A 22,692-nucleotide genomic window follows, 5' to 3' on the forward strand; every position below is an offset into this window, starting at 1 on the left:
CAGAATTCATCGTGTGTTTTTGAGAAACGCATTATATTGTTCGATCTTGATGTCCAGAAAGAGGGACATCTTTTGAATCGGATCTTTTAAGCGGATATCGCCAATCTCGCTAATTCGTTTTAAGCGGTAGTTTAACGTATTCACATGGATATGGAGAGTTCTTGAAGCCTCATTTGGATTGTTGTCTTTTTCGAGATAGACGGTCAATGTGTGCAATAGTTCCGTTTGATTTTTCGAATCGTAGGCTTTTAGCTTTAGTATGGAAGGATGGACCGTTCGCTGTTTATTGCTTGCAAAGACTTCAAGCATTTGAAACATGCCGAGCTCCTCATAATGGAGGATGTGCTTCATATCAATGGGAAAGATCGTTTTCATTTTCAGGGTATACTGCGCTTCCTCATAACTTGATTTCACATCGGTCAGGGATTTATACATGTTGCCGGACACCCCAAGGATATGTTCGACACCGAAACGTCGTTGCATCTCCAAAATGAAGTAAGGAATGAATTCATAAGTGGAGAAAGCGGAAGCATTCTCCTGATTAGATCCTGTAAAAAGGATGAGCCTGTTCTGATCAATGGCAAACAGGAAGCAATGAATCTTTTGGGTGGTCGTGAGCATATAGGATATGAAGCGCTCGACTTCCCGGTTGATTTCTTCAGGGAAGTCGAATACCAATATGGAAAAAACGACAGGGACAGGGATGGATAGCTTCGTGAAGTTTTCAATGATTTCTGATTCTTCTTGATAATGCCCCGTTAACATGCGCCAAAGAAACTCCTGGTGCCCCGCTTCTTTCCTTTTCTTTTTCAATTGTAGCTGTTGTAATTGATTTTTGGCTTCCTTGGCAGAAAAATGGAGAAAATCCATAGCCTCTTCAGAGAAGGGTTCGTTTACTTCCAAGGCCCAAATGAAGCCTAGGACTTCATTGTTTTTCCGAATGGATACGGCTGCGCGATTGCCGAGCCCGACGTCATGCTTGGCATCAATTTTTATCGGGACTTCATCTTTTAATAAAGAGGGGATGATACCGTCTTTCCATAAGCTATTGATGACTTTTTCGGGTACCCGCCTGCCAATGATGGTCATGATGCGGGCTTGGTCTGTAGTATCGTCATGTGTACTATAGGCAAGGAGACGATGGTTTCCATCTTCTATTGTGATGGGACAGCCCAATACGGAACTGATTCTATCCGCAAATTCCATCATGTCCCCATAAAGGTCTTTAAAAATATCCCTATTTTTCGTGAAATCCTTCATATAACTAAGACCCCTCGCTTTGAAAATTTGCTTCTTCATACAAATTCTAAACGATTATCCTTATTTAACATAGTAATAGCATAAAAGAAATCGAAGGAATTAAAAAAATCCCTGCTGATAGAAGTCGGCAGGGATTTGAGTCAATTAAAGGAAGAAATTTATAACCAAGTAGATCAATCCTGCCAATGTGGCGGAAATAGGCAAGGTAATGAACCAAGTAATGAGCATTCTTTGTGCCGTTCCCCATTTTACTCCCTTAACTCGGTGGGCTGAACCAACCCCGAGGATCGAAGAGGAAATAACATGGGTTGTACTTACAGGCATATGAATCAAAGTGGCTCCGAAGATGATGAAAGCACCCGTTAAATCAGCAGCAACACCATTGATCGGACGGATTTTCATGATCTTCCCACCAACGGTTTTGATGATTTTCCATCCACCGATCGATGTTCCAAGACCCATTGCCAAGGCACAACTGAATTGAACCCATAAAGCGATATCCGTGCTTGTAGCATACCCATTGGCAATCAGTGCCAGTGTGATGATCCCCATCGCTTTTTGAGCATCATTCGTTCCATGTGTATACGATTGGATGGCGGCAGTGGCAATTTGGATCGTACGGAACCTTTGATTCGTTTTCGTCAGGTTATTGTGTTTGAATACAACTTTAAAGATGCTGTACACGATATACCCAATTAAGAAAGCGATGATAGGGGAGAAAATCAACGCCTGAATGATTTTCAAGAATCCTTCCCACTTAATGGATCCGAAGCCGGCTGCAGCAATTGCGGCACCTGCAATAGAACCGATCAATGCATGGGAAGAACTGCTTGGTATTCCGTAATACCAAGTAAGAAGATTCCATATGATTGCGGCAAGTAAAGCGGCCATGATTACATAAGAGCCATTCGGAATGGTGAACGGATCCACGATATCCTTCGTAATCGTCTTCGCTACTCCCGTAAAGGTCATAGCTCCGACAAAGTTCATGATAGCAGCCAAGATAATAGCATGCCTAGGTTTTAACGCTTTTGTCGAAACAGATGTGGCAATGGCATTCGCGGTATCATGGAACCCATTGATGAAGTCGAATGCAAGTGCAAGAAAGACAATTATAATCGTTAAAAGTAACAAAGTATCCATTTAGGGGGTACTCCTTAGGCGTTTTTCATTATTATTGTTTCAAGTGTATTGGCAACGGCTTGACAGTTATCAGCAATTTCTTCAAGACTTTCGTAAATCTCTTTATATTGAATGATTCTGATTGGATCTTTTTCAACGGTGAACAAGTTTTTGATCGATTGACGTTGAATGCCGTCACAAACAGATTCAAGTTCTTTAATCTTAATCGCGTTTTCACGAATCATTGGTAATTTTTTCGTTGATAGCGTATCGACAGCATGTTCGATTTCATACGTACATTCCTTAATGGCATCGACAAATTTAATCATATACTCATCGGCATTAACGATAGAATACATCTCGAACAAAGCGGAACAATGCTCTAAACCGTCTATGACGTCATCCATTCTCATGGTCAATTCAAGAATATCTTCACGTTCAATAGGAGTGATGAAGGCGTTGTTTAACTCTTTGATGATAGTGTGAACCATTTCATCGCCCTTGTGCTCGTAATCTTTCATCTTATCTGAAAAAACTTTTAAGTCGCTGATATTTTTAAGCTTATAATCTGCGAAATAGTCTGCACTTTCTTTGATGTTTTGAGCAATGTTTAAAAGCATTACTGCGAATTTGTCTTTTTTAGATTTAAAAGCCATGGTTAATGCCTCCCAATTAGTCGAGCGTACTTATCGAAAAGATGTGTACGCTTTAGTATTAACAATTTGATTGTAACGAATTCATCTAGTAATAGGGAAGGTATTTCGACGAAAATTTACAAAATCTTAATATAACTTTACAAAAAGATAGGAGGAAAGGCTCCTTGTGGGAATTTCTGGTTCATTGATGGTTGTAAGCAAAAGAAAAACCTTTCCATATTGGAAAGGTTCACTGTCGTTATACAAATAAAGAAATTATATAGTAAATTGTTGCTGCCAAGGCAGCAGAAATTGGTAACGTGATAAACCATGTGACCAGCATGCTTTTTGCTGTGGTCCATTTTACCCCTTTAATCCGATGTGCCGAGCCTACGCCGAGTATCGAAGAAGAGATGACATGGGTTGTACTGACAGGCATATGAATGATGGTAGCCCCTAAGATGATGGCGGCACCCGACATATCGGCAGCCACACCGTTTATCGGACGGATTTTCATGATTTTGCCACCGACTGTTTTGATGATTTTCCATCCCCCGATAGAAGTACCAAGAGCCATGGCTATCGCACAGGAAAGCTGTACCCAAAATGGTATGGCTGAGCTTTGGGCATACCCGTTAGCCATTAGGGCCAATGTGATGATCCCCATCGACTTTTGGGCATCGTTTGTTCCATGTGTATAGGATTGAATCGCGGCCGTAACAATTTGAATTCTCCGGAAACGTTTATTGGTCTTACCTAAATTATTATTTTTAAACACGATCTTGAAGATACTATACACGATAAAACCGACTGCAAATGCAATGATCGGAGATAAGATCAAAGCTTGGACAATTTTAGAGAAACCACCCCACTTAATGGAGTCAAAACCACCTGCTATTATGGCAGCCCCTGCTATGGATCCGATGATGGCATGGGATGAACTACTTGGGATTCCAAAGTACCATGTGATCAAATTCCATATGATTGCCGAAATTAAAGCAGCAAGAATGACATACGAACCATTGGCTAACGTAAATGGATCGACGATGTCTTTCGTTATGGTTTGTGCAACGCCCGTAAAAGTCAATGCCCCTAATAAATTCATGATCGCGGCCATGATAATGGCGTGCCGTGGCTGAAGCGCCTTGGTTGAAACGGCAGTAGCGATTGCATTGGCCGTATCATGGAACCCATTGATAAAGTCAAAGACTAAAGCAAAGAAAATAATTGCAACGGTTAAAATGAATATACTACTCATGCATGGAAGACTCCTTAATATTCAAGTATGTAAATGAAAAACCTAGTTTGCGTCCGAAGAGTGGATGAAAGACTATCTTAAAACTCCTTCTTATTTAGAATGGGAGTTAGAGTAATTGATTATTCTTTTAAAAAAGATGACACCTACTTTTAACATTTTTTGTCCAACTATTCAATTGTAACGAATTTCTTATCTATAAGGATAGATATTTCGTCATTTTTTTACAAAATATTTTTTATTTTAGGATAAAAATCCCTAAAAATTCTACTTTTTAATAATAATGGATTGTCTGAACGGATATTCGAGTGCAATCCCGAGGCGTAAGTTTCGAAATGCCCTGATGCAAATGATATAATTGGAAAATAAAAACTATGGAGGTATGCCTTATGATTTCAAGTGTTGGGGAGAAAATCACTTTACATAATGGAGTGCAAATGCCACAGCTAGGTTTTGGCGTTTTCAAGGTGAAAAACGGCGAGGAAACGGTTGAATCCGTCAAGAAGGCCATTGAGATAGGATACCGGGCAATTGATACGGCAGCTATATATGAAAACGAAGAAGGTGTGGGGCAAGCAATAAGGGAAAGTGGAATCCCACGCGAAGAATTGTTCATCACATCGAAAGTATGGAATACGGAACAAGGATATGATACGACGCTTCAAGCTTTTGAGGATAGCTTAAAACGGCTGGGCTTGGACTATTTGGACTTATATTTGATTCACTGGCCAGGCCAAGATAAGTACCTGGACACATGGAAGGCGCTAGAGAAACTTTATAAAGATGGAAAAGTTAAATCAATCGGTGTAAGTAACTTCCATGTTCACCATTTAGAAAATCTATTGGCTAATAGTGAGATCAAACCTGTCGTCAATCAAATCGAGCTCCACCCATTATTGACTCAAACCGAAATTCGCGATTATTGCAAGAAACATGATATCAAGGTTGAAGCTTGGAGCCCACTTGGACGCGGACATTTAATCGATGAACCCACCATCAATCACATTGCCAAGAAGCATGGTAAAAGCTCTGCACAGGTGTTGATCCGTTGGCACCTGCAACATGATATCATCGTTATTCCAAAATCCATCACACCTTCACGCATTGAGGAAAACGCTCAAGTATTTGATTTTTCATTGAGCCTTAATGAGATGAATCAAATCGATGCCCTGAACAAAAATGAACGATTCGGCAGCAATCCGGATGAGCTCATTTTTTAAGTGATGATTTACATGGATGACCAAAAGAGTGCCCTGGAGAAATCCGGGCGCTTTTTTTTGTGCGCCTATCATAATATAGAAAGAAACGGCTTATTCTATATCAGAAGACAAAATGAAAAAGTATTATACCCTGTTCTTTATTGAGATAATCTCTTTTTTACCTATTAAAAAATAAAATTAAATTAAGGTTTTAGATTTAGAATATGGGGAAAATACTTAGTACAACAGCAAACAAGAAGAAAGACACACACCAACATTAAGCAGTGTCCAATCAAATCCATTTGGACAAAAGTTAACTTTTAATTAACCAGTAACATTCGCAATTTTAAGATATGCGTACTAGGCATTATACCTTTTGAGTGTAAAGGTTAGTATTGATCGGGCACGAATAATGAAAGTGATTGGATTTTTTCTAGTCTGCTGAATAAAATTATTTTACTCAAGGAGGAAATATATTATGGGATTCTTATGGTCATTAATTATCGGAGGTATCATCGGTTGGTTAGCAGGTATGATTATCGGACGTGACGTACCATTCGGTATCGTTGGTAACATCATTGCAGGTTTTGTAGGTGCATGGTTAGGTTCATTAATTCTTGGAACTTGGGGACCTTCAGTAGCAGATTTCGCTATTATTCCAGCATTGATTGGTGCCATCGTATTTGTCTTCATCTTAAGCTTGATCTTAAGAGGAACAAGAAGAGCTTCATAATAAACAATAATGCAGCTGGCCCTAAGAGGCCAGCTTATTTATTTGGGGAAAATTCCTGACCAGATATGGGTCAGAAAAGGCAGTTGCTTATACAGCGACTGCCTTTTTTCGCTCCGTTAGTATTGAAAAAAGCAATATTTATTATAGTTGAATAAATAAAAAATCCATTACCCACTTTAAAATAAGCTCGAATGTGAAAATTTGATGTTTTTAAAATAATAATTGTATACTGAAAAATGGGGAGGGAGATTAATTATGACAAAAAAAATGATGGGGATGCTTCTTGCCATAACTGGTTTGATTTTATTGGCAGGTTGCGGCAGTGAAGAGCAAGTTCAAGAAAAAACGATTAAAGTGGGGGTATCCGCTGGTCCTTTTGAAGAGGTGGCGAAGAAGGTGAAAGAGGTGGCCAAGGATGAGGGCATCAAGATGGAAATTGTACCATTCAACGATTTCGTCACCCCTAACCGTGCTCTTGAAAATGGAGATATAGATGTAAATGTGTTCCAAACAAAACCGTATTTAGAACAATACAATGAGAATCATAAAGCCAATATCGCAACGGTAGGAAAAGTTTTCACTACGAACATGGCTTTTTATTCGAAAAAATACAAAACGATTGAGGAAATTCCTGAAGGCGCCACTCTAGGAATCATGAACGATCCTCTTAATCTGTGGCGCGGGCTTTTGTTATATGAAGAAGCGGGCTTGATCAAGTTGAAACCAGGTCTGAAAAATCATGCAACGATTCAAGATATTACTGAAAACCCAAAGAAATTGAAATTCAAGGAGCTTGAAGGTGGGATGCTTGCGCCAGCAATGAACAGCTTGGACGTCGCGATTATCCCTAGTAACTTTGCGATCCAAAATGGATACGATCCTAAGGAAGATCCATTATATATCGAACAGGGAGACAAGTTCCCGATTTACTTGGCAACGGCAGAAGAAAATAAAGATAATGCAGACTATAAAAGATTAACCGAATTATATAGCTCAAAAGAAGTGCAAGCATTCATCATGGAAAACTATGAGGGTGTGTTTAAAACGGTTGATCAACCTTTTGAATAAAAGTTGGCTGACCATACCTGAAAATAAAATGTCCGGATTAGGGGGTATAGGATGATTCAGCTGACTGATATACACAAGACGTATAAAGTGGGGAAAAATAGCGTCCAGGCTTTAAAAGGGGTGTCCCTTTCCGTGAAAAGGGGCGAGATCTTCGGTGTCATTGGCTTTAGCGGTGCCGGGAAAAGCACGCTTCTACGGACGGTGAATTTACTTGAAAAACCGACCAGTGGCAAAGTCATCGTGAATGGCGTCGACTTATTGCAGTTGAGCGAAAGGGAGCTGAGATCATCACGTAAGAAAATCGGTATGATCTTTCAGCATTTTAACTTATTACACTCCTGTAATGTGTATGATAATGTGGCAGAAATTCTAAGAATGAATAAAGTTTCCAAACAAGATATCAAGCGAAAAGTGGACGGTTTGCTTACGTTAGTGGGTCTACAGGATAAAGCCGGGGAGTATCCATCCCAACTGTCAGGCGGGCAGAAGCAAAGGGTAGGCATTGCACGCGCATTGGCCATGGACCCTGAACTTCTTTTATGTGATGAAGCGACTTCTGCACTTGATCCGCACACGACAGAGTCGATTCTTGAACTTTTGCTTGATATTAATGAAAAGCTTGGATTGACGATCATGCTGATCACTCATGAAATGGACGTGATTAAAAAGATTTGTGACCGCGTTGCTGTCATGGAGCAGGGGGAAATAATCGAACAGGGTTCCGTACTTGATATGTTCAGTAAGCCGCAAGCAACAACGACGAAGAACTTCATCCGTACGATTTTCGATGATGCGATTCCTAATACGATGTTGGACAGATTCGTGGTTGGGAGCCCGGACTCCAAAGTAGTCAGGATATCATTCAGGGGAGACGCTGCGCTTAATCCGGTACTACATTCCCTTGCAAACCGTTTTTCTGTTGTTACTAACGTGTTAAGCGGTTCGATGATAACGGTCAAAGGAGTGCCGCTTGGTATGATGCTGCTTCATATTTCGGGTGAGGAAGAAACGATTATGCAGGCAATAGGTTATCTCGAACAGGCGGTTCACCATGTGGAAGTCAAACAGGATCATGGGGGGGTGAAGTCATGATGGAAAGATTGGTAGAGATGTCACCGTTGTTTACCCAGTCTTTATACGAAACGTTATTGATGGTCGGAATCGCCCTTTTCATTGCGACCATCATTGGCATCCCAATTGGGGTGCTACTGGTAATAACGAGAAAAGACCATCTTGCACCGAATAAAGGGGTCTTTCTTATATTGAATGTACTTGTTAACATCATACGCTCAGTCCCGTTCATCATCTTGATCGTGGCCATCATCCCTTTCACTGAATGGGTGGCCGGCACGGCAATCGGTGTTAAGGGGGCGATTGTTCCACTGATCGTGTTTACGGCACCGTATATTGCCCGCTTGATAGAAACGGCCTTGCTGGAAGTGGATCGTGGCATAATTGAAGCCTATTCGGCAATGGGGGCGACACGATCTCAAATCATTTTTCGAATCATGTTGCGTGAAGCCAGGCCGGGGATTGTCCTCTGTCTGACGATAGCGACAATTGGCCTGATTGGGGCAACGGCAATGGCAGGGGCAGTAGGAGCGGGAGGACTGGGGGATTTAGCGCTACGCTATGGTTACCAGCAATGGGATCTTCCAGTCATGTTCATCACGGTCCTTCTGTTAATCTGCCTCGTACAGCTAATTCAGTCATTCGGCAATTGGACAGCGGCTAAATTGAAAAAAGGATCATGAACATAAAAAAGCTGGCTCATCTTCTTCGAGCCAGTTTTTTTATGTTGTTATAACGTTTCAAAGATACTGGGATTATCCAGGAAAGGCGCCACGATGGCAATTTTTTCTTCAGAAATGGGATGAGTGAATTCCATTTTTCTAGCATGTAGTGCCTGACGTGGAAAGGTCTTCTTTCCTCCATAAAGCGTGTCTCCGGCCAAGGGATGATTCAAGTGGCTGAAATGCACCCGGATTTGATGGGTTCTTCCACTTTCCAACGTACAGCTGACGAGTGTCCTATTTTCCTTCGGGTATCGTTCAAGCACTTGATAGTGGGTGATAGCCGTCTGTCCGGTGGGGGAAACTCTTCGTCTCGTCGCATGATGTCGGTCCCGTCCAATTTTTTCATCGATTTTCCCTGCATTTTTTTGTAGGTTTCCTTCCACTAAAGCGAAATAGGTCCTCTTGATGTCCCGTTCTTCCAACATTCTATCGAGCATGGAGCCGATTAGCCGGTCTTTAGCAAAAAGGACGGCTCCGGTGGTATCTTTATCAAGTCTATGAATATGCTTAATTATACAGGTCTGCCCCGTTTCCTGAAGGTGGTATGCTACGCCATTGATCAGTGAATTCCTATCACCGGGATGGGAGGGATGAGTATCCAGGCCAGCCGGTTTATTCGCGATTAATAACAAATCATCCTCATAAATGATGGTTATGCCTAAATCAGTAGCAATTACGGGGTCATTTTCACCGCTAAGCAAGGGGATGCTAATCCTGTCTCCTTCGGAAATCTTGCTGGACCACGGAGTTAAAACATCATTCACTTTTACTTCCTTACTCATTCTCCATTCATGTACAAGTTTCTTCGGGGCCTTCCAATGATCTCTAAAAAGCCCTTCTAAAGTGAAATGCTCCCAGTTTTCAGGAACGTAAATTGATAGGGTTTGGCCTTTTACCATAAAACGTTTCAAATTTATTCCTACTTTCGTTGGATTTATTTTGTATTTTTATTAAAAATATATATAATAAGTACAGCTAATTAATAAAAAAAGAACCATTAGACCTATTGAAAATAATTCAGTGGGTAAAATTACCACATTATATTTACAAAAATTATGTTATTCTATTAAAAAAAGGTTGATTATCTAATATTACACAAGCGTTAATAGGGCTAAAGTATTTGAAAAAGGTGGTTTTATGCGTGAAGGTTGTCTCTTCATCAACGGCAGAACAAGAGCAAGAAATTGCTAATCTTGTTGGACGTTTCTACGAATCTGTATTTCCGAATTACTTCACAGAAGATGAAATCCTTCATTTTAAAGAGCTAGGCGTTTTACAGCCGAATAAAAGTACGTTCACTTACACCGGAACACTTAGAGACGCCTATCAGGTGATGACATGTCTTCAAGTCCTCCTAACTATTATGGACAAAAAGGACAGGGTGAATTCCAATGCACCTGAGTGTCATTCCGAAGAATTGTTCATGAGGAACGTGACACTTTTGAACGAATACGGAATCTTCTTCCCATTCGGTTATAATCATTTTATTCAAATGAATGAACAATCGGGCATCGGAGGCTTGCCTATGTACAATGTTCAAGTAGCGAATTCTTACTTAGTATAAGGGAAAAAAAAAGAGCCGGCTATAACGGGAAATGCCTTTCCGTTATAGCCGGCTCTTTTTCTTAGTTTATGTCGTTATCCTCAAACCATCTCTTGAATTCTGCTTTTTCATGGTAGCCTACTAATCGAGCCTTTTCTTGTCCATTATTATAATGGACGATGGTTGGTGTACTCTTTATGCCATAGTCGCTCCATCCTTGCTCGAATTCCAATAAATTGTACTGAACAAGGTCAATGCCCATCTCTTCAGCGAGGGGTGCAACCACCGGGGTGGTTTTTTGGCAATGCACGCATGTAGGGCTATAATAGTAGACGGTCATTTCTTCTTTTTTCTGCAAGTCATCCTCCAACTCTGCCGGAAGGATCAAATTTTGATAATTGGGATCATCCAATTGATCGACAGTTGCAGATTTCAAATTTTCTTTTCCATATGGATTCCCTTTTGCTTTTTCTTCTTTTTTCATATTTGTCACAACGCCCAGTATGATGAATAGAGCGACGATAATCACTAAAAATACAGCTATTTTTTTCATTAAGCGGAAGCCTCCTTGGATCTTGCCCATACGATGTAACTGCATAGGAATATAATGATGAATGCTATGAGAGCTAAGGCAGGGATTGTAATGAATCCAAACCAATTAATATATTGACCTGTACATGGAACCCTTCCGCATGCTAGTGCATGGTCGGAAAAGAATGAAACCTTTTGAATCAGATAATGGTACGTTGAAATGAGTGCGCCAATCCCAGATAATATCATGGTATAAAAGCTGATCCAATGGTCTTTGCGAATGATGGCTATACCTATAATGACTGTAAAAGGATACATGATAATCCGTTGGTACCAACAAAGGGCACAAGGTTCGTATTGCTTGATTTCAGAAAAGTATAAACTTCCAAACATGGCAATGATGGAAGCAGCCCATGCAATAAATAGCCAGTTTTCCTTACTGTCTTTTGTCTTGTCCATCGCTCACTATTCCACCTTTTTTTTCTTTAATAAAAGTATAGTCTGTATCGATGGCGTCTGTAAAATATATGTTCTTAAAAAATGCTTCATAAGAGGATTCATCAAGGTATTTAACAAGTGAATGAGGGATCCCAAGTGTTTTAATTTTAAAATTAGGGGTATAATCTTCGATGAAGAGTATAAAGGAGCCTGAGAAAAATGCCTAATTTAGACCTGCATAAATTTGAGAAAATCATGGAAATACGAAATATGAAGCCAGGGGACATAGACGAAATCATTGCTATGCAAGCGACTTGTTTTCCAGGGATGGATCCATGGAAACGAGACCAGCTTGAAAGTCATTTGGAAATCTTTCCGGAGGGCCAATTTGTAGCTGAGTATGATGGCAAAGTGATTGGTTCCTGTTCCAGCCTCATTATCAACTTTGACGAATATGATGATCGCCATACTTGGGATGATGTGACGGATAATGGCTACATCACGAATCACAATCCTGACGGTTATAATTTATACGGGATCGAGGTCATGGTTCATCCTAAATTCCGCAGGATGAAAATAGGACAAAGACTATATGATTCAAGGAAAGAACTAGCAGCACAAATGAACCTGAAAAGTATCATCATCGGAGGCAGGATTCCGAATTACCACAAATATGCGGATGAATTGTTACCGAGAGAATACGTCAAGGAAGTGCAATTACATAAAATTTACGATCCGGTCCTATCATTCCAGCTTTTAAACGGGTTCACTCTGATGAGGATCAATCCCAACTATTTGCCAGATGATTTGGCCTCCAATAAATACGCAACACTCATGGAATGGAATAATTGGGATTATCAGCCGAAAACGAAGCGTTATTACAAGACTTCGGAACCAGTTCGGATATGCGTTGTACAATATATGCTCCGTCGTATTGAATCATTTGAAGATTTCGCCAACCAAGTGGAATATTTCACGGATGTAGCTTCCGACGCGAGCGCTGATTTCGCAGTATTCCCAGAACTGTTCACGACCCAGCTGATGTCGTTCTTAAATGAACGGTCTCCAAGTCTGGCAGTCAGAAAGCTATCGGAATTCACGGAACAATACATCGAATTATTCACGAGGCTTGCTGTAAGATATAACGTCAATATTATTGGCGGTTCTCATTTTGTTAAAGAGGAAGATGACAATATCTATAATATTGCCTATTTATTCCGCCGCGACGGGACCATTGAAAAGCAATATAAAATCCACATCACTCCCAATGAAAGGAAATGGTGGGGAATTAATGCGGGGGACCGCGTGCGTGTCTTTGATACGGATTGTGGAAAAATCGCGATTCAAATCTGTTATGACATCGAATTTCCGGAACTTGCCCGGATTGCGACTGATATGGGTGCCAAAATCCTTTTCACACCTTTCTGTACGGAAGATCGGCAAGGCTATCTGCGCGTTCGCTACTGCGCCCAGGCACGTGCTGTAGAAAATCAGATTTACACGGTCATCTCCGGAACGGTGGGTAACCTGCCGCAGACGGAAAACATGGATATCCAATATGCGCAGTCCGGAATTTTTGCTCCATCAGATTTTGAATTTGCTCGTGATGGCATTGTCGGGGAAACAAGTCCCAACCTTGAAATGGTACTTATCGGTGATGTTGACCTGGAAATCTTGCGACGGGAGCGGCAGTCCGGTACTGTAAGACAGTTGAAAGACCGTCGTCATGATATTTACAAGCTGAATTATAAATATGGGACTAAGTAAGGATTTAGTTGGGCTCGTGATGAAAAAGCAACGCTGGTAGCTTTTTCGTCGCGAGCCTTTACTTCAATTATTGGGAAATATATGTTAATTTGGTAATAGGATTAGATACATATAAACATTACATAACGGCGTTGAGAGGAGATGTTGGAGATGGAATGGAAATCTTTATATACCGCTTGGGCAGGCTACCAGAATTTGAATGAGGAATTACGGGTCCTGCTCGAGGAAATGCAACGGGATGAAGCTAAACTCGAAGATGCCTTTTATAAGAACTTAGAATTTGGGACAGGCGGCATGCGTGGGGAAATTGGAGCTGGAACAAACCGGATGAACTTATATACGGTTCGGAAGGCAACGTTAGGACTGGCACAGTATATTTCTTCATTCGGAGAAGAGGCGAAGAATAGGGGGACGGTCATTGCCTATGATTCGAGGCACAAGTCACCGGAATTCGCACTGGAGGCGGCTAAAACGTTGGCCACATTCGGAGTGAAGGCCTATTTATTCGATGAATTGCGTCCTACACCCGAATTATCCTTTGCTGTTCGGGAGCTGAATGCTTTTGCTGGAATCGTGATCACGGCAAGCCACAACCCGCCTGAATACAATGGATACAAGGTGTACGGACCGGATGGGGCCCAGCTGCCTCCTGATGCGGCAGACCAAGTCATCGAATATGTGAATGCAATTGAAAATGAACTGGATATACAGATTAAAGAAGTTGAAGAACTTAAGGATAAGGGGCTTATCGAAATCATTGGCGAAAAGCTTGATGCCGCTTATAATCAACAACTATTAACGGTTCCAGAGAATCCTCAATTAGCGGAGGAAATCGACGTGTCGCTTGTATTCACGCCTCTTCACGGGACGGCCAATAAATCAATAAGGCGTGCCCTTACTGATTTAGGCTATCACAATGTCCATATCGTCAAGGAACAAGAATTGCCTGATCCTGATTTTTCGACAGTGAAGTCCCCGAATCCGGAGGAGCCAGCCGCATTTGAAATGGCCATCGAGCTCGGAAATAAAGTGGAAGCAGATTTGCTAATCGCCACGGATCCCGATGCCGATCGACTTGGAATCGCCGTGAAGAACGAAGCAGGTCAATATGTCGTTTTGACGGGCAATCAAACCGGTGCCTTGTTCTTGGATTATTTATTGCGACAGCAGAAAGAAAAAGGGACGCTACCTCAGAATGGAGTTGTCTTGAAAACAATCGTGACCTCGGAAATCGGAAGGGCTATTGCCAAATCCTACGGGTTGGAGACCGTCGATGTACTGACTGGATTCAAGTTCATTGCTGAGAAAATAAATGAATACCACGAAAGCGGAGAACAAAGCTTCGTCTTCGGATATGAAGAAAGTTATGGCTATCTAATCAAGGACTTTGCCCGCGATAAAGATGCCATCCAAGCCGCACTACTGGCAGTGGAAGTATGTGCCCATTACAAGAAGCAGGGTCTGACCCTTTATCAAGGCTTGATGAATGTCTTTGAAAAATATGGATTCTATTTGGAAGGACTGCGTTCATTAACCTTAAAAGGAATTGAAGGGGCGAAACAGATTCAGGGAATATTGGATCGGTTCAGGCAGAACCCTCCCACACAGATTGCCGGTATCCCGGTAGCTGTGGCAGAAGATTATCAGAACGGCAAAAAGCATATTCTAAAGACCAATGATGTGGAAGATATTGAACTTCCGAAATCTAACGTTTTAAAATACTTCCTCGATGACGGAACGTGGGTATGTCTCCGTCCCTCGGGTACAGAACCGAAAATCAAATTTTATTTCGGGGTCCAAGGGGCATCCATGCAGGAATCTGTAGATAAGCTTTCAGTCGTCATGACTGATTTCATGAGTGAAATTGAAGCATTGGTGTAATGTATTAGGGATGGGAACGGAGGGCCTTAATGGTTCTTCGTTCTTCCATGTGTCGATCATGTAGAAATAGCTTAAATTTAAGCAAATCCTACAGTGCTTTTGGTATACTGAAATAGACATTATTATTCAAACCATAAAAAACATCCAAGGAGGGATATTTTCATGAAATTAGTTATCATTAACGGTTCACCACGTAAGCAGGGCCGTACAGGGATTACTTCACGCTTCATTTCTAAACAATACGGAGCAGAATTAATCGATTTAAGCAACAGTGAAATTCCTTTGTATTCCGGGGAAGGCGAGCAATACCAATTGAAAGTGATTCAAGATCTTCGTACAAGCATTGAAGAAGCGGATGGTGTCATTTTGGCGACTCCAGAATATCACGGTTCTATGAGTGGCGCTTTAAAAAATGCTTTGGATTTCCTTAGCAGCGACCAATTTACACACAAGCCAGTTGCGCTTCTGGCCGTTTCAGGTGGAGGAAAAGGTGGAATCAATGCCTTGAATTCGATGAGGACGGTCGGACGCAGTCTTTATGCGAATGTGATTCCAAAGCAATTAGTACTTGATCCTCATTGCTTCGATTACGAAAATGACGGATTGAATGAAGATTCAGCATTGCTTGTAGAGGCTTTGGTGGATGAGTTAAAAATGTATGCTACTGCATATGCAACGATAAAAAAATAGAGGAAAAAGGGTCAGGTGCATATGCCTGACCCTTCCTTGTTTCCTAATTATAGGGTCCACCAGCCATAGTTTAATCCCCGTAAAACGCAACTTGTATAATATTTCCCTTTTTGTACAAACTAATGTTGATTTCAGTAAAGAACTTCATTTCCATATTCACTCGTCTGTTCAGCAGCATGGTCAAGATAACGAAATAGGGCATACAGCTGAGATTGAACAATTTGGTAATCGTGCTCAAACTGATAAGCGTGTAAAAAATGTTCGATTTTCTTCGAAAGAATGTGATCTTTCGTACGAACCATCAATACTAACAGGCTGTCCCAATCCGAGCGGTGTGTGTGAAACAAAGCCTGATCATAATCCGCTATCCTCATGTCATTCTCCTCCTTAATAAGGAGCTATTTGTATTTTGTACAGAATGAGCAGAAGCTCTCCTTACAATAAGTGGCGATATAGAAAAAACGGTGTTTGTTGTTTTTTACCTGAATAATAAATAAAGGTGAGTACATGAAAAAAATCATTTTCATGGGGGTTATCTGTTTTCTGCTTTTACCTCCAATCACGTTCTCGGAACAGCGATATTCACCAGAAACAATGGAAAAAGACCTTTTAAAAATACAGAAAAAGTATCAATTAGAGGTTGAAACAATCGGTAAAACTGAAAAAGGAAAACCAATAAAGGCCGTTAAACTTGGTAAAGGGAAAAAATCGATTCTAATGGTCGGTGCCCATCATGGTAGGGAATGGTTAAGTTCCCTTATCCTGATGGCGATGCTGAAAGACTATGCCTCCGCCTATCAAACGGGTAAGCCAATCGGTGAATTTTCGTCAAACTTATTGGATGAAGTCAGTATCTGGTTCATTCCAATGTTGAATCCTGATGGAGTCCGCATCCAGCAGGGAGATCTTTCCCACTTAAATGTCTGGGAGAGAGCGTCAGTCTGGAAAATGAACGACTATAGCACAGATTGGTCCCGGTGGAAAGCCAATGCGAAGGGCATTGATTTAAACAGACAATATCCGAGTGGATGGGATGACATCGACAATGAAGCGAAAAGACCCACGTATCAATTTTATAAAGGAAAACGCCCGCTGATGGCAGCGGAAGTGAAAGCCCTCTCGACCTTCACGAAAAAAGTCGATCCCCTTTTTGCGGTTTCCTACCATACGTCCGGGCGGGAAATATTTTGGCACTATCATAATAAGCATAAGAATATGGCGAGGGATTATGGGATTGCCAAAAAAGCGGCGGAGATGACAGGGTATGAACTGACGATTCCGGATAAAGAAGCGATTGGCAGTGGCTTTACGGATTGGTTCATCACTGAGTTTGAACGGCCGGCACTGACCATTGAGCTTAGTTATTTAGTTGAGGAAACGAATCCACCCCTATCCGTATTTCCCGAGGAGTGGAAAAGAAATCATCAAGTTGGGATCATGCTTGTTAAAGAAGCAAAAGAGCTGAATAACAAGGACGCGGTTATACATAATAAGACTAACTAGAAAAGAATGAGGAGGAAGAAATGAGGAAATTACTGACGTTGATCATGGGATTCATGGTGATCATGCAACTTGCCCCAAGTACCCCGCTTGCTGCCAATCCGGATTATGAGAAATATGGAAAGATAGCCATCGCAGTCGTTCAGGCCGATTATCCAGGAGATGATGTGACCGACTATGAATACAAAGGCCGTAAAAAATTGGCCAATAATCAAGTTGAAGATGACTTTGTATTCCTCGTTGTGGAAAATGGTAAGGAATTTAACGTAATTGTGACGATTCAACATAACCTGAAAAATAATAAACTATTGAGTATGAAGGTAACCGAACAGAAGAAAAAATAAACACGAGTAAAAGCACCTCCGTTTTTCGGGGGTGCTTTTTTCTGGTTTCAGACAATGAGACGACTGAAAACAAAAGTAATAGAAAGGAGTTTGTTCACAGCGATTGGAGCCTATGTTACATTGAATATAACAAATTTTACCTGTAGTGGAGGTGTAAGATGTCCGATCATTCACATGACGAATTGTTAGCCGGAGGTAATGTATCGAAAGTATTTCGGTCAGGTCATACCGTTAGACGGGATTTAAAGTCCAACAGCGAAAGAATCCATGCCTTATTAAAACACCTTGATAAGAAAGGATACGATCATGCCCCTAAGTTCCTTGGTATCGATGAAAATGAAAGAGAAATTCTATCATTCATCGAAGGGGAAGCTGGTCATTATCCCTTGAAAAAATATATGTGGTCAGATGAAAACTTACAGGGGATTGCGAAAATGCTCCGTCTCTATCATGATGCTGTCATTGACTTTCCCTTTGACGATAGTTGGCGACCAATAGACCATACCCCACAACATAGGGAGGTGTTATGTCATAACGACTTTGCCATGTACAACATCATTTTTCAAAACGGAAGACCGATGGGCATTATTGATTTTGATGAAGCCGGACCTGGTCCACGGATTTGGGACATCGCTTATACGCTTTACACCAGTGTTCCATTAAGTAGATTTTATCTTGATGAAACAGGCGGGAAAATGAATTACCAGTCAGATCAAGACGCTCACCGGATAAAAAACAGGGTTGCTTTGTTTTTTGACTCATACGGTGAGGATGTTGCCGGAAATTATATCGAAATGGTCCTGCTGCGCTTAGAAGGATTATGTAAAACCATCACAAGAAGAGCGAATGAAGGTGATCCAGCATTTCAAAAGATGGTGGATGAAGGGCACCTTGAACATTATCGGGACGATATCACTTTCATTTCTGAGCATAGGAATGAATGGGCTTGAAATTCAAGCTATTCAAGGTCATCATGAACTTTTCATTGCATTTATGAGGAAGGAACAAGTATAGTTAATAACAGGTTAAATACAGCAAGATTTTAGGGGAATTCGATAATGAGAAAGTTTAAAAAAGTGTACGTTGAAATAACGAACATATGTAATCTGAAGTGTAATTTTTGTCCGAGTTCTAGTTTGCAGAGAACATTGAAATTTATGGATCCTGAAGGTTTTACCCACGTAATCGAGAAGATAAAACCACATACCGACCATATATACTTCCATCTGATGGGTGAACCATTTTTAAATAAAGATTTGGGTACGTTCCTGGATATTAGCGCCGAAAATGACCTGAAAGTGAATATTACGACAAATGGCACGTTGATTCAAAAGGTGAAGGATAAGCTTCTGGCCAAAAAAGCCCTTCGTCAGGTGAATATCTCCCTTCATAGTTTTGAAGCGAATGATACCAATAATAGCCTAGAAACGTATGTCAGCAATATAACCGATTTTATTAACGAGGCAAACGCAACCAGCGAAGTGATCTGTGCAATCCGACTATGGAATATGGACTCGGATGAACTTAAAGCGAGTAATGGATTGAACGATGACATTCTCTCGATGTTGGAAGAGAAGTTGTCATTGGATATTCGTTTAAGTGAAGCCCTTCAGGAAAAGAATAATATCAAACTGAAGGACCGGGTTTATATCAATATGGCGGAAAAATTCGAGTGGCCGGAACTCGACCGCGATATCATTGATGAAAATATATTCTGCTATGCATTGAGAGACCAGCTAGGCATTTTAGTGGATGGTACGGTAGTGCCTTGTTGCCTGGATAGTGAAGGAAAGATCCCACTTGGGAATATTTTCGAGTCATCCTTAGAAGAAATTCTTGATGGTGAACGGGCGAAGAACATGTATGACGGTTTTTCGAGAAGATGTGCGGTTGAAGAGCTTTGTAAACGATGTGGCTATGCAAAACGCCACAAAAAATAAATGGTAGTGAGTTAATCCCACGGAGATATACTTCGTGGGATTTTATTTTATTGATTATTCAGAATATTATTGTTTTTTGAAAATGTACGTGTTAGAATGTTCTCTATTATCAGTGAAGGCAATACTTCATAATTAATGAAAAAAAGTATATAATTCATTTTTTGCCAATGAAGGGAAGGGTTTTATGGATGTTCAGCTAAAAGCTAAGGAGATATTCCCGTCATTATCGTCAGGGCAAAAAAAAGTGGCAAAATACTTATTGAGCCATTCGCATATCTTTGCGGTCAGCTCAGCTCAAACATTAGGTAAGGAGATAGGCGTGAGTGAGACGACGATCATACGCTTTTCTTACTCATTGGGGTTGAGCGGATTTGCTGAACTTCAAAAACTGATTCGAAATCAGCTCATATTCGAGAGTAGTAGCTTGAATGAATATCATTCTTCTAAACTGGAAGTCGCAAATCAGCCCAACTTCATGGCACAAGTGATGGAACAAGATATCATGAGCATAAAAAAGACCATAAATAATCTGTCGAATGATAATTTTACAAAAGCGGTGGATAAAATTGTTGTAGCCGATAGTGTTTTAATATCAGGACACCGTTTATCCTTTTCAGCGGCACATTGGTTAACGTTCACACTTAGGCTAGTGAAGGATGATGTTCAATTATATAGACCGGATACAGACGATATTTTTTTACAACTGAATAAAATGACAGAAAATTCCGTATTTATAGCGATATCCTTTCAGCGCTATGTGAAAGAAACGGTGAAAATTACAGAAATGGCAAAACAGGCCGGGGCATTTGTAATTGGCATTACGGATTCCGATTTGGCACCAATTGCTGAATATGCGGATGTATTATTACCGGTTTCAACGCCTAGGACGTCGACCATCGATACGGCACCTGTATTATTTTCTTTATTAAACAGTTTAGTAGCGGGTGTCTCGATTAAGAATGAAAAGAAAATTAAAGAAAGAAATACCAAATATGACGCATATAATCAGGATGATTTTTTCTTTTGAAGGGGGAGATGGAAATGGATATTACACAATCACTTGTTAAATTAAGACCACGCATCATCGAGATATTTGACCATTTGCATGCAAATCCTGAAACGAGCTGGTATGAAGTGAATACAACTTCTTTCATTACTGACATTTTAATAGAGAATCAATGCACGGTGACAACCTTTGCCGATTGTACTGGCGTAATTGGGGAGATGGGGGAAGGTAGTTTTACGGTTGGGCTACGTTCGGATATTGATGCACTGTGGCAAGAAGTGCATGATACCTTCCAGGCCAATCATTCCTGTGGTCACGATGGGCATATGACTTTGGCAATAGGCGTTTTCCTGGTTTTGAAGGAAATGAATTTTCAACCAAATGGGAAATTGAAATTCATTTTTCAGCCCGCTGAAGAAAAAGGAACGGGTGCCTTAAAGATGATCGAAGAAAAAGTTGTCGATGATATGGATTATCTATATGGCGTACACCTAAGGCCAGCTGAAGAAGTGAGTGATGGTCAGGCATCACCTGCCATCGTTCATGGTGCAGCACAGTTCATAAAAGGACAAATTATCGGAACGGATGCACATGGTGCAAGGCCTCATCAAGGTCAAAACGCGATTGAAATAGGAGCTTCATTCGTCACAATGCTAAACAATATCCACCTTAATCCCTCCGTCCCTTATTCCGTAAAAATGACGCAATTTTCTGCAGGTGGAGAAAGCTCGAACATCATTCCAGGCAAAGCTACTTTTTCACTGGACTTACGCGCTCAGAAAAATGAAATCATGAAGGACTTAACATCGAGAGTGAAAAAGATTGCAGAAGCATTGGCCCATACCCATGGTGTTGAAATCAATCTGGAGTCAAACGGATATGTAGCGGCTGCACATGTCAACGAACAAGCCCAAGCGATCATGGCCGAGGCCATTTCAGATACATTGGGCATAGAAAACATGGTTCCCCCTGTCATTACGACGGGAGGAGAGGACTTTCATTTTTATACCTTGAAGAAACCCAATATAAAAGCAACGATGCTCGGATTGGGTTGTGGCTTAACACCAGGCCTGCATCATCCGCTTATGACCTTCAATAAAGAAGCATTGCTTTCTGGAATCGAAATTTTAACGAAAGCCATCCTTCTTACTTTTGATAAACATGGAGAAGGGGACCACCATGAGTAATGAATTATTTATCAAATCGTTATCAACATTAAAAGAATTACAAGAGGTGCAGCAACTAGAAACGCTTGTATGGGGCATGGATAGTATTCCCACCCATCAGACGCTGACAGCAGTCAAGAACGGAGGGATTGTTTTAGGCGGTTATATCAACGATCAGTTAGTGGGCTTTCAATACAGCTTCCCTGGATTTAAGGATGGAAAGGTCTTTCTTTGCTCGCATTTGTTGGCTATCCACCCGGATTATCAGAAGAAGGGATACGGAAAGTTGTTGAAGCTGGCCCAGAGAGAGGAAGCACGTAAAAAAGGCTACGATTTAATTTCTTGGACATACGATCCGTTGGAAAGCGTGAATGCCCATTTAAATATCGGAAAACTTAAGGCGATTTGCCGCACCTATATGGAAGATTGCTACGGCAAGCTTGAAGGCTCTCTTAATGAAGGGCTCTCTACTGATCGTTTTATGGTGGAATGGTATATCAATCAAGATAATCAAAAGGATCAGGAGTTACATCGTCAGGTGACGCATCTCGTAACGATTGAAAAGGATGAACAAGGTTTTCCTTTCATCAAAGACTATTGGCTGGATACATATGAAGAGGTGATAGCCATCCCTATACCAACAGAGATACAAAAAATCAAAAAAGAAAGTCTTTCGTTGGCAATGGATTGGCGTTCCAAAACACGTGAGATATTCCAGGCCCTTTTTGCCAAGGGTTATGTAGTAGTCGGGATTGAACGGAACAAAGAGGATAATATCCAACATTACATCTTAAAAAAACAGAATTGAGTGGGGAATA

Annotated in this window: 24 protein-coding genes; 16 read left to right on the forward strand and 8 right to left on the reverse strand. The window is 40.9% G+C overall.

The window, feature by feature from the left end; genetic code table 11:
* Positions 1–6 precede the first annotated feature (6 nt).
* The 4 genes from ACIQXN_RS06610 to ACIQXN_RS06625 form a co-directional block, all read right to left on the reverse strand.
* Positions 7–1,260 (reverse strand): PucR family transcriptional regulator, encoded by a 1,254-nt coding sequence (locus ACIQXN_RS06610; protein ID WP_402963573.1) that lies wholly within the window; start codon positions 1,258–1,260, stop codon positions 7–9.
* A gap of 144 nt (positions 1,261–1,404) precedes the next feature.
* Positions 1,405–2,403: an inorganic phosphate transporter gene (locus ACIQXN_RS06615; protein ID WP_402963576.1), complete on the reverse strand. Its 999-nt coding sequence runs from the start codon at positions 2,401–2,403 to the stop codon at positions 1,405–1,407.
* A gap of 14 nt (positions 2,404–2,417) precedes the next feature.
* On the reverse strand, positions 2,418–3,038 hold the full coding sequence (locus ACIQXN_RS06620) for a DUF47 domain-containing protein (RefSeq protein WP_402963579.1): 621 nt from the start codon (positions 3,036–3,038) through the stop codon (positions 2,418–2,420).
* Between the two features lie 238 nt (positions 3,039–3,276).
* Positions 3,277–4,275, reverse strand: a complete 999-nt coding sequence (locus ACIQXN_RS06625; protein ID WP_402963582.1) for an inorganic phosphate transporter — start codon at positions 4,273–4,275, stop codon at positions 3,277–3,279.
* Positions 4,276–4,661: 386 nt separating this feature from the next.
* Between ACIQXN_RS06625 and ACIQXN_RS06630 the strand changes: the two genes are divergently transcribed.
* From ACIQXN_RS06630 to ACIQXN_RS06650, 5 genes are all read left to right on the forward strand, one after another.
* Entirely contained in the window at positions 4,662–5,492 is an 831-nt protein-coding gene (locus tag ACIQXN_RS06630) for an aldo/keto reductase (protein ID WP_402963585.1), read from the forward strand.
* 457 nt (positions 5,493–5,949) lie between these two features.
* A complete protein-coding gene (locus tag ACIQXN_RS06635) occupies positions 5,950–6,204 on the forward strand; it encodes a GlsB/YeaQ/YmgE family stress response membrane protein (RefSeq protein WP_402963588.1) in 255 nt (84 codons plus the stop codon).
* Between the two features lie 255 nt (positions 6,205–6,459).
* Positions 6,460–7,272: a MetQ/NlpA family ABC transporter substrate-binding protein gene (locus ACIQXN_RS06640; protein WP_402963591.1), complete on the forward strand. Its 813-nt coding sequence runs from the start codon at positions 6,460–6,462 to the stop codon at positions 7,270–7,272.
* Between the two features lie 51 nt (positions 7,273–7,323).
* Entirely contained in the window at positions 7,324–8,364 is a 1,041-nt protein-coding gene (locus tag ACIQXN_RS06645) for a methionine ABC transporter ATP-binding protein (RefSeq protein WP_402963594.1), read from the forward strand.
* Positions 8,364–9,026 carry a methionine ABC transporter permease gene (locus ACIQXN_RS06650; RefSeq protein ID WP_402964651.1) on the forward strand — a complete coding sequence of 221 codons (663 nt, stop codon included), beginning with the start codon at positions 8,364–8,366 and terminating at the stop codon, positions 9,024–9,026. The genes ACIQXN_RS06645 and ACIQXN_RS06650 overlap by 1 nt, the downstream gene beginning before the upstream one ends.
* 47 nt (positions 9,027–9,073) lie before the next feature.
* Here the strand turns inward: ACIQXN_RS06650 and ACIQXN_RS06655 are convergent, their stop codons facing one another.
* The gene (locus ACIQXN_RS06655) at positions 9,074–9,979 is read right to left on the reverse strand and encodes an RluA family pseudouridine synthase (protein WP_402963597.1); all 906 of its coding nucleotides are present in this window, start codon (positions 9,977–9,979) and stop codon (positions 9,074–9,076) included.
* A gap of 230 nt (positions 9,980–10,209) precedes the next feature.
* Between ACIQXN_RS06655 and ACIQXN_RS06660 the strand changes: the two genes are divergently transcribed.
* Positions 10,210–10,632 (forward strand): DUF5365 family protein, encoded by a 423-nt coding sequence (locus tag ACIQXN_RS06660; RefSeq protein WP_402963600.1) that lies wholly within the window; start codon positions 10,210–10,212, stop codon positions 10,630–10,632.
* A gap of 61 nt (positions 10,633–10,693) precedes the next feature.
* Here ACIQXN_RS06660 and ACIQXN_RS06665 read toward each other — a convergent pair whose 3' ends face one another.
* A complete protein-coding gene (locus tag ACIQXN_RS06665) occupies positions 10,694–11,164 on the reverse strand; it encodes a thioredoxin domain-containing protein (RefSeq protein ID WP_402963603.1) in 471 nt (156 codons plus the stop codon).
* On the reverse strand, positions 11,164–11,601 hold the full coding sequence (locus tag ACIQXN_RS06670; protein ID WP_402963606.1) for a disulfide oxidoreductase: 438 nt from the start codon (positions 11,599–11,601) through the stop codon (positions 11,164–11,166). The genes ACIQXN_RS06665 and ACIQXN_RS06670 overlap by 1 nt, the downstream gene beginning before the upstream one ends.
* Positions 11,602–11,799: 198 nt before the next feature.
* Here ACIQXN_RS06670 and ACIQXN_RS06675 point away from each other — a divergent pair, with 198 nt between their 5' ends.
* From ACIQXN_RS06675 to ACIQXN_RS06685, 3 genes are all read left to right on the forward strand, one after another.
* Positions 11,800–13,347 carry a GNAT family N-acetyltransferase gene (locus ACIQXN_RS06675; protein WP_402963609.1) on the forward strand — a complete coding sequence of 516 codons (1,548 nt, stop codon included), beginning with the start codon at positions 11,800–11,802 and terminating at the stop codon, positions 13,345–13,347.
* 150 nt (positions 13,348–13,497) lie between these two features.
* Entirely contained in the window at positions 13,498–15,228 is a 1,731-nt protein-coding gene (locus tag ACIQXN_RS06680) for a phospho-sugar mutase (RefSeq protein ID WP_402963612.1), read from the forward strand.
* Positions 15,229–15,390: 162 nt separating this feature from the next.
* Positions 15,391–15,918: an NADPH-dependent FMN reductase gene (locus tag ACIQXN_RS06685; protein ID WP_402963615.1), complete on the forward strand. Its 528-nt coding sequence runs from the start codon at positions 15,391–15,393 to the stop codon at positions 15,916–15,918.
* A gap of 131 nt (positions 15,919–16,049) precedes the next feature.
* On the opposite strand, the gene ACIQXN_RS06690 is transcribed toward ACIQXN_RS06685, so the two are convergent.
* Positions 16,050–16,292 (reverse strand): YhdB family protein, encoded by a 243-nt coding sequence (locus tag ACIQXN_RS06690; RefSeq protein WP_402963617.1) that lies wholly within the window; start codon positions 16,290–16,292, stop codon positions 16,050–16,052.
* Between the two features lie 133 nt (positions 16,293–16,425).
* On the opposite strand from ACIQXN_RS06690, the gene ACIQXN_RS06695 reads away from it, so the two are divergent.
* The 7 genes from ACIQXN_RS06695 to ACIQXN_RS06725 all read left to right on the forward strand — a co-directional run bounded on the left by ACIQXN_RS06695 (position 16,426) and on the right by ACIQXN_RS06725 (position 22,682).
* Complete coding sequence (locus ACIQXN_RS06695; RefSeq protein WP_402963620.1) at positions 16,426–17,421, forward strand: M14 family zinc carboxypeptidase; 996 nt, start codon at positions 16,426–16,428, stop codon at positions 17,419–17,421.
* A gap of 20 nt (positions 17,422–17,441) precedes the next feature.
* Complete coding sequence (locus tag ACIQXN_RS06700; protein WP_402963623.1) at positions 17,442–17,762, forward strand: DUF3889 domain-containing protein; 321 nt, start codon at positions 17,442–17,444, stop codon at positions 17,760–17,762.
* A gap of 158 nt (positions 17,763–17,920) precedes the next feature.
* Positions 17,921–18,712 carry a phosphotransferase gene (locus tag ACIQXN_RS06705; protein ID WP_402963626.1) on the forward strand — a complete coding sequence of 264 codons (792 nt, stop codon included), beginning with the start codon at positions 17,921–17,923 and terminating at the stop codon, positions 18,710–18,712.
* Positions 18,713–18,820: 108 nt separating this feature from the next.
* Positions 18,821–19,702 (forward strand): radical SAM/SPASM domain-containing protein, encoded by an 882-nt coding sequence (locus ACIQXN_RS06710; RefSeq protein WP_402963629.1) that lies wholly within the window; start codon positions 18,821–18,823, stop codon positions 19,700–19,702.
* Positions 19,703–19,886: 184 nt separating this feature from the next.
* Positions 19,887–20,729 (forward strand): MurR/RpiR family transcriptional regulator, encoded by an 843-nt coding sequence (locus ACIQXN_RS06715; RefSeq protein ID WP_402963632.1) that lies wholly within the window; start codon positions 19,887–19,889, stop codon positions 20,727–20,729.
* A 14-nt stretch (positions 20,730–20,743) separates the two neighbouring features.
* Entirely contained in the window at positions 20,744–21,895 is a 1,152-nt protein-coding gene (locus tag ACIQXN_RS06720) for a M20 peptidase aminoacylase family protein (protein ID WP_402963635.1), read from the forward strand.
* Positions 21,888–22,682, forward strand: a complete 795-nt coding sequence (locus ACIQXN_RS06725) for a GNAT family N-acetyltransferase (protein WP_402963638.1) — start codon at positions 21,888–21,890, stop codon at positions 22,680–22,682. Before ACIQXN_RS06720 ends, ACIQXN_RS06725 begins: the two co-directional genes overlap by 8 nt.
* Positions 22,683–22,692: the final 10 nt, after the last annotated feature.

Origin of the sequence: Peribacillus sp. NPDC097295 (assembly GCF_044761665.1) — a bacterium.
GTDB lineage: Bacteria > Bacillota > Bacilli > Bacillales > DSM-1321 > Peribacillus.

Bases quoted from the DNA above. Each gene is read 5' to 3' on its own strand.
- ACIQXN_RS06635 (WP_402963588.1), top strand. From the start codon at position 5,950: ATGGGATTCTTATGGTCATTAATTATCGGAGGTATCATCGGTTGGTTA.
- ACIQXN_RS06685 (WP_402963615.1), top strand. From the start codon at position 15,391: ATGAAATTAGTTATCATTAACGGTTCACCACGTAAGCAGGGCCGTACA.
- ACIQXN_RS06695 (WP_402963620.1), top strand. From the start codon at position 16,426: ATGAAAAAAATCATTTTCATGGGGGTTATCTGTTTTCTGCTTTTACCT.
- ACIQXN_RS06620 (WP_402963579.1), bottom strand. From the start codon at position 3,038: ATGGCTTTTAAATCTAAAAAAGACAAATTCGCAGTAATGCTTTTAAAC.
- ACIQXN_RS06720 (WP_402963635.1), top strand. From the start codon at position 20,744: ATGGATATTACACAATCACTTGTTAAATTAAGACCACGCATCATCGAG.
- ACIQXN_RS06680 (WP_402963612.1), top strand. From the start codon at position 13,498: ATGGAATGGAAATCTTTATATACCGCTTGGGCAGGCTACCAGAATTTG.
- ACIQXN_RS06610 (WP_402963573.1), bottom strand. From the start codon at position 1,260: ATGAAGGATTTCACGAAAAATAGGGATATTTTTAAAGACCTTTATGGG.
- ACIQXN_RS06630 (WP_402963585.1), top strand. From the start codon at position 4,662: ATGATTTCAAGTGTTGGGGAGAAAATCACTTTACATAATGGAGTGCAA.
- ACIQXN_RS06705 (WP_402963626.1), top strand. From the start codon at position 17,921: ATGTCCGATCATTCACATGACGAATTGTTAGCCGGAGGTAATGTATCG.
- ACIQXN_RS06665 (WP_402963603.1), bottom strand. From the start codon at position 11,164: ATGAAAAAAATAGCTGTATTTTTAGTGATTATCGTCGCTCTATTCATC.
- ACIQXN_RS06675 (WP_402963609.1), top strand. From the start codon at position 11,800: ATGCCTAATTTAGACCTGCATAAATTTGAGAAAATCATGGAAATACGA.
- ACIQXN_RS06700 (WP_402963623.1), top strand. From the start codon at position 17,442: ATGAGGAAATTACTGACGTTGATCATGGGATTCATGGTGATCATGCAA.
- ACIQXN_RS06725 (WP_402963638.1), top strand. From the start codon at position 21,888: ATGAGTAATGAATTATTTATCAAATCGTTATCAACATTAAAAGAATTA.
- ACIQXN_RS06640 (WP_402963591.1), top strand. From the start codon at position 6,460: ATGACAAAAAAAATGATGGGGATGCTTCTTGCCATAACTGGTTTGATT.
- ACIQXN_RS06670 (WP_402963606.1), bottom strand. From the start codon at position 11,601: ATGGACAAGACAAAAGACAGTAAGGAAAACTGGCTATTTATTGCATGG.
- ACIQXN_RS06690 (WP_402963617.1), bottom strand. From the start codon at position 16,292: ATGAGGATAGCGGATTATGATCAGGCTTTGTTTCACACACACCGCTCG.
- ACIQXN_RS06615 (WP_402963576.1), bottom strand. From the start codon at position 2,403: ATGGATACTTTGTTACTTTTAACGATTATAATTGTCTTTCTTGCACTT.
- ACIQXN_RS06715 (WP_402963632.1), top strand. From the start codon at position 19,887: ATGGATGTTCAGCTAAAAGCTAAGGAGATATTCCCGTCATTATCGTCA.
- ACIQXN_RS06625 (WP_402963582.1), bottom strand. From the start codon at position 4,275: ATGAGTAGTATATTCATTTTAACCGTTGCAATTATTTTCTTTGCTTTA.
- ACIQXN_RS06710 (WP_402963629.1), top strand. From the start codon at position 18,821: ATGAGAAAGTTTAAAAAAGTGTACGTTGAAATAACGAACATATGTAAT.
- ACIQXN_RS06650 (WP_402964651.1), top strand. From the start codon at position 8,364: ATGGAAAGATTGGTAGAGATGTCACCGTTGTTTACCCAGTCTTTATAC.
- ACIQXN_RS06645 (WP_402963594.1), top strand. From the start codon at position 7,324: ATGATTCAGCTGACTGATATACACAAGACGTATAAAGTGGGGAAAAAT.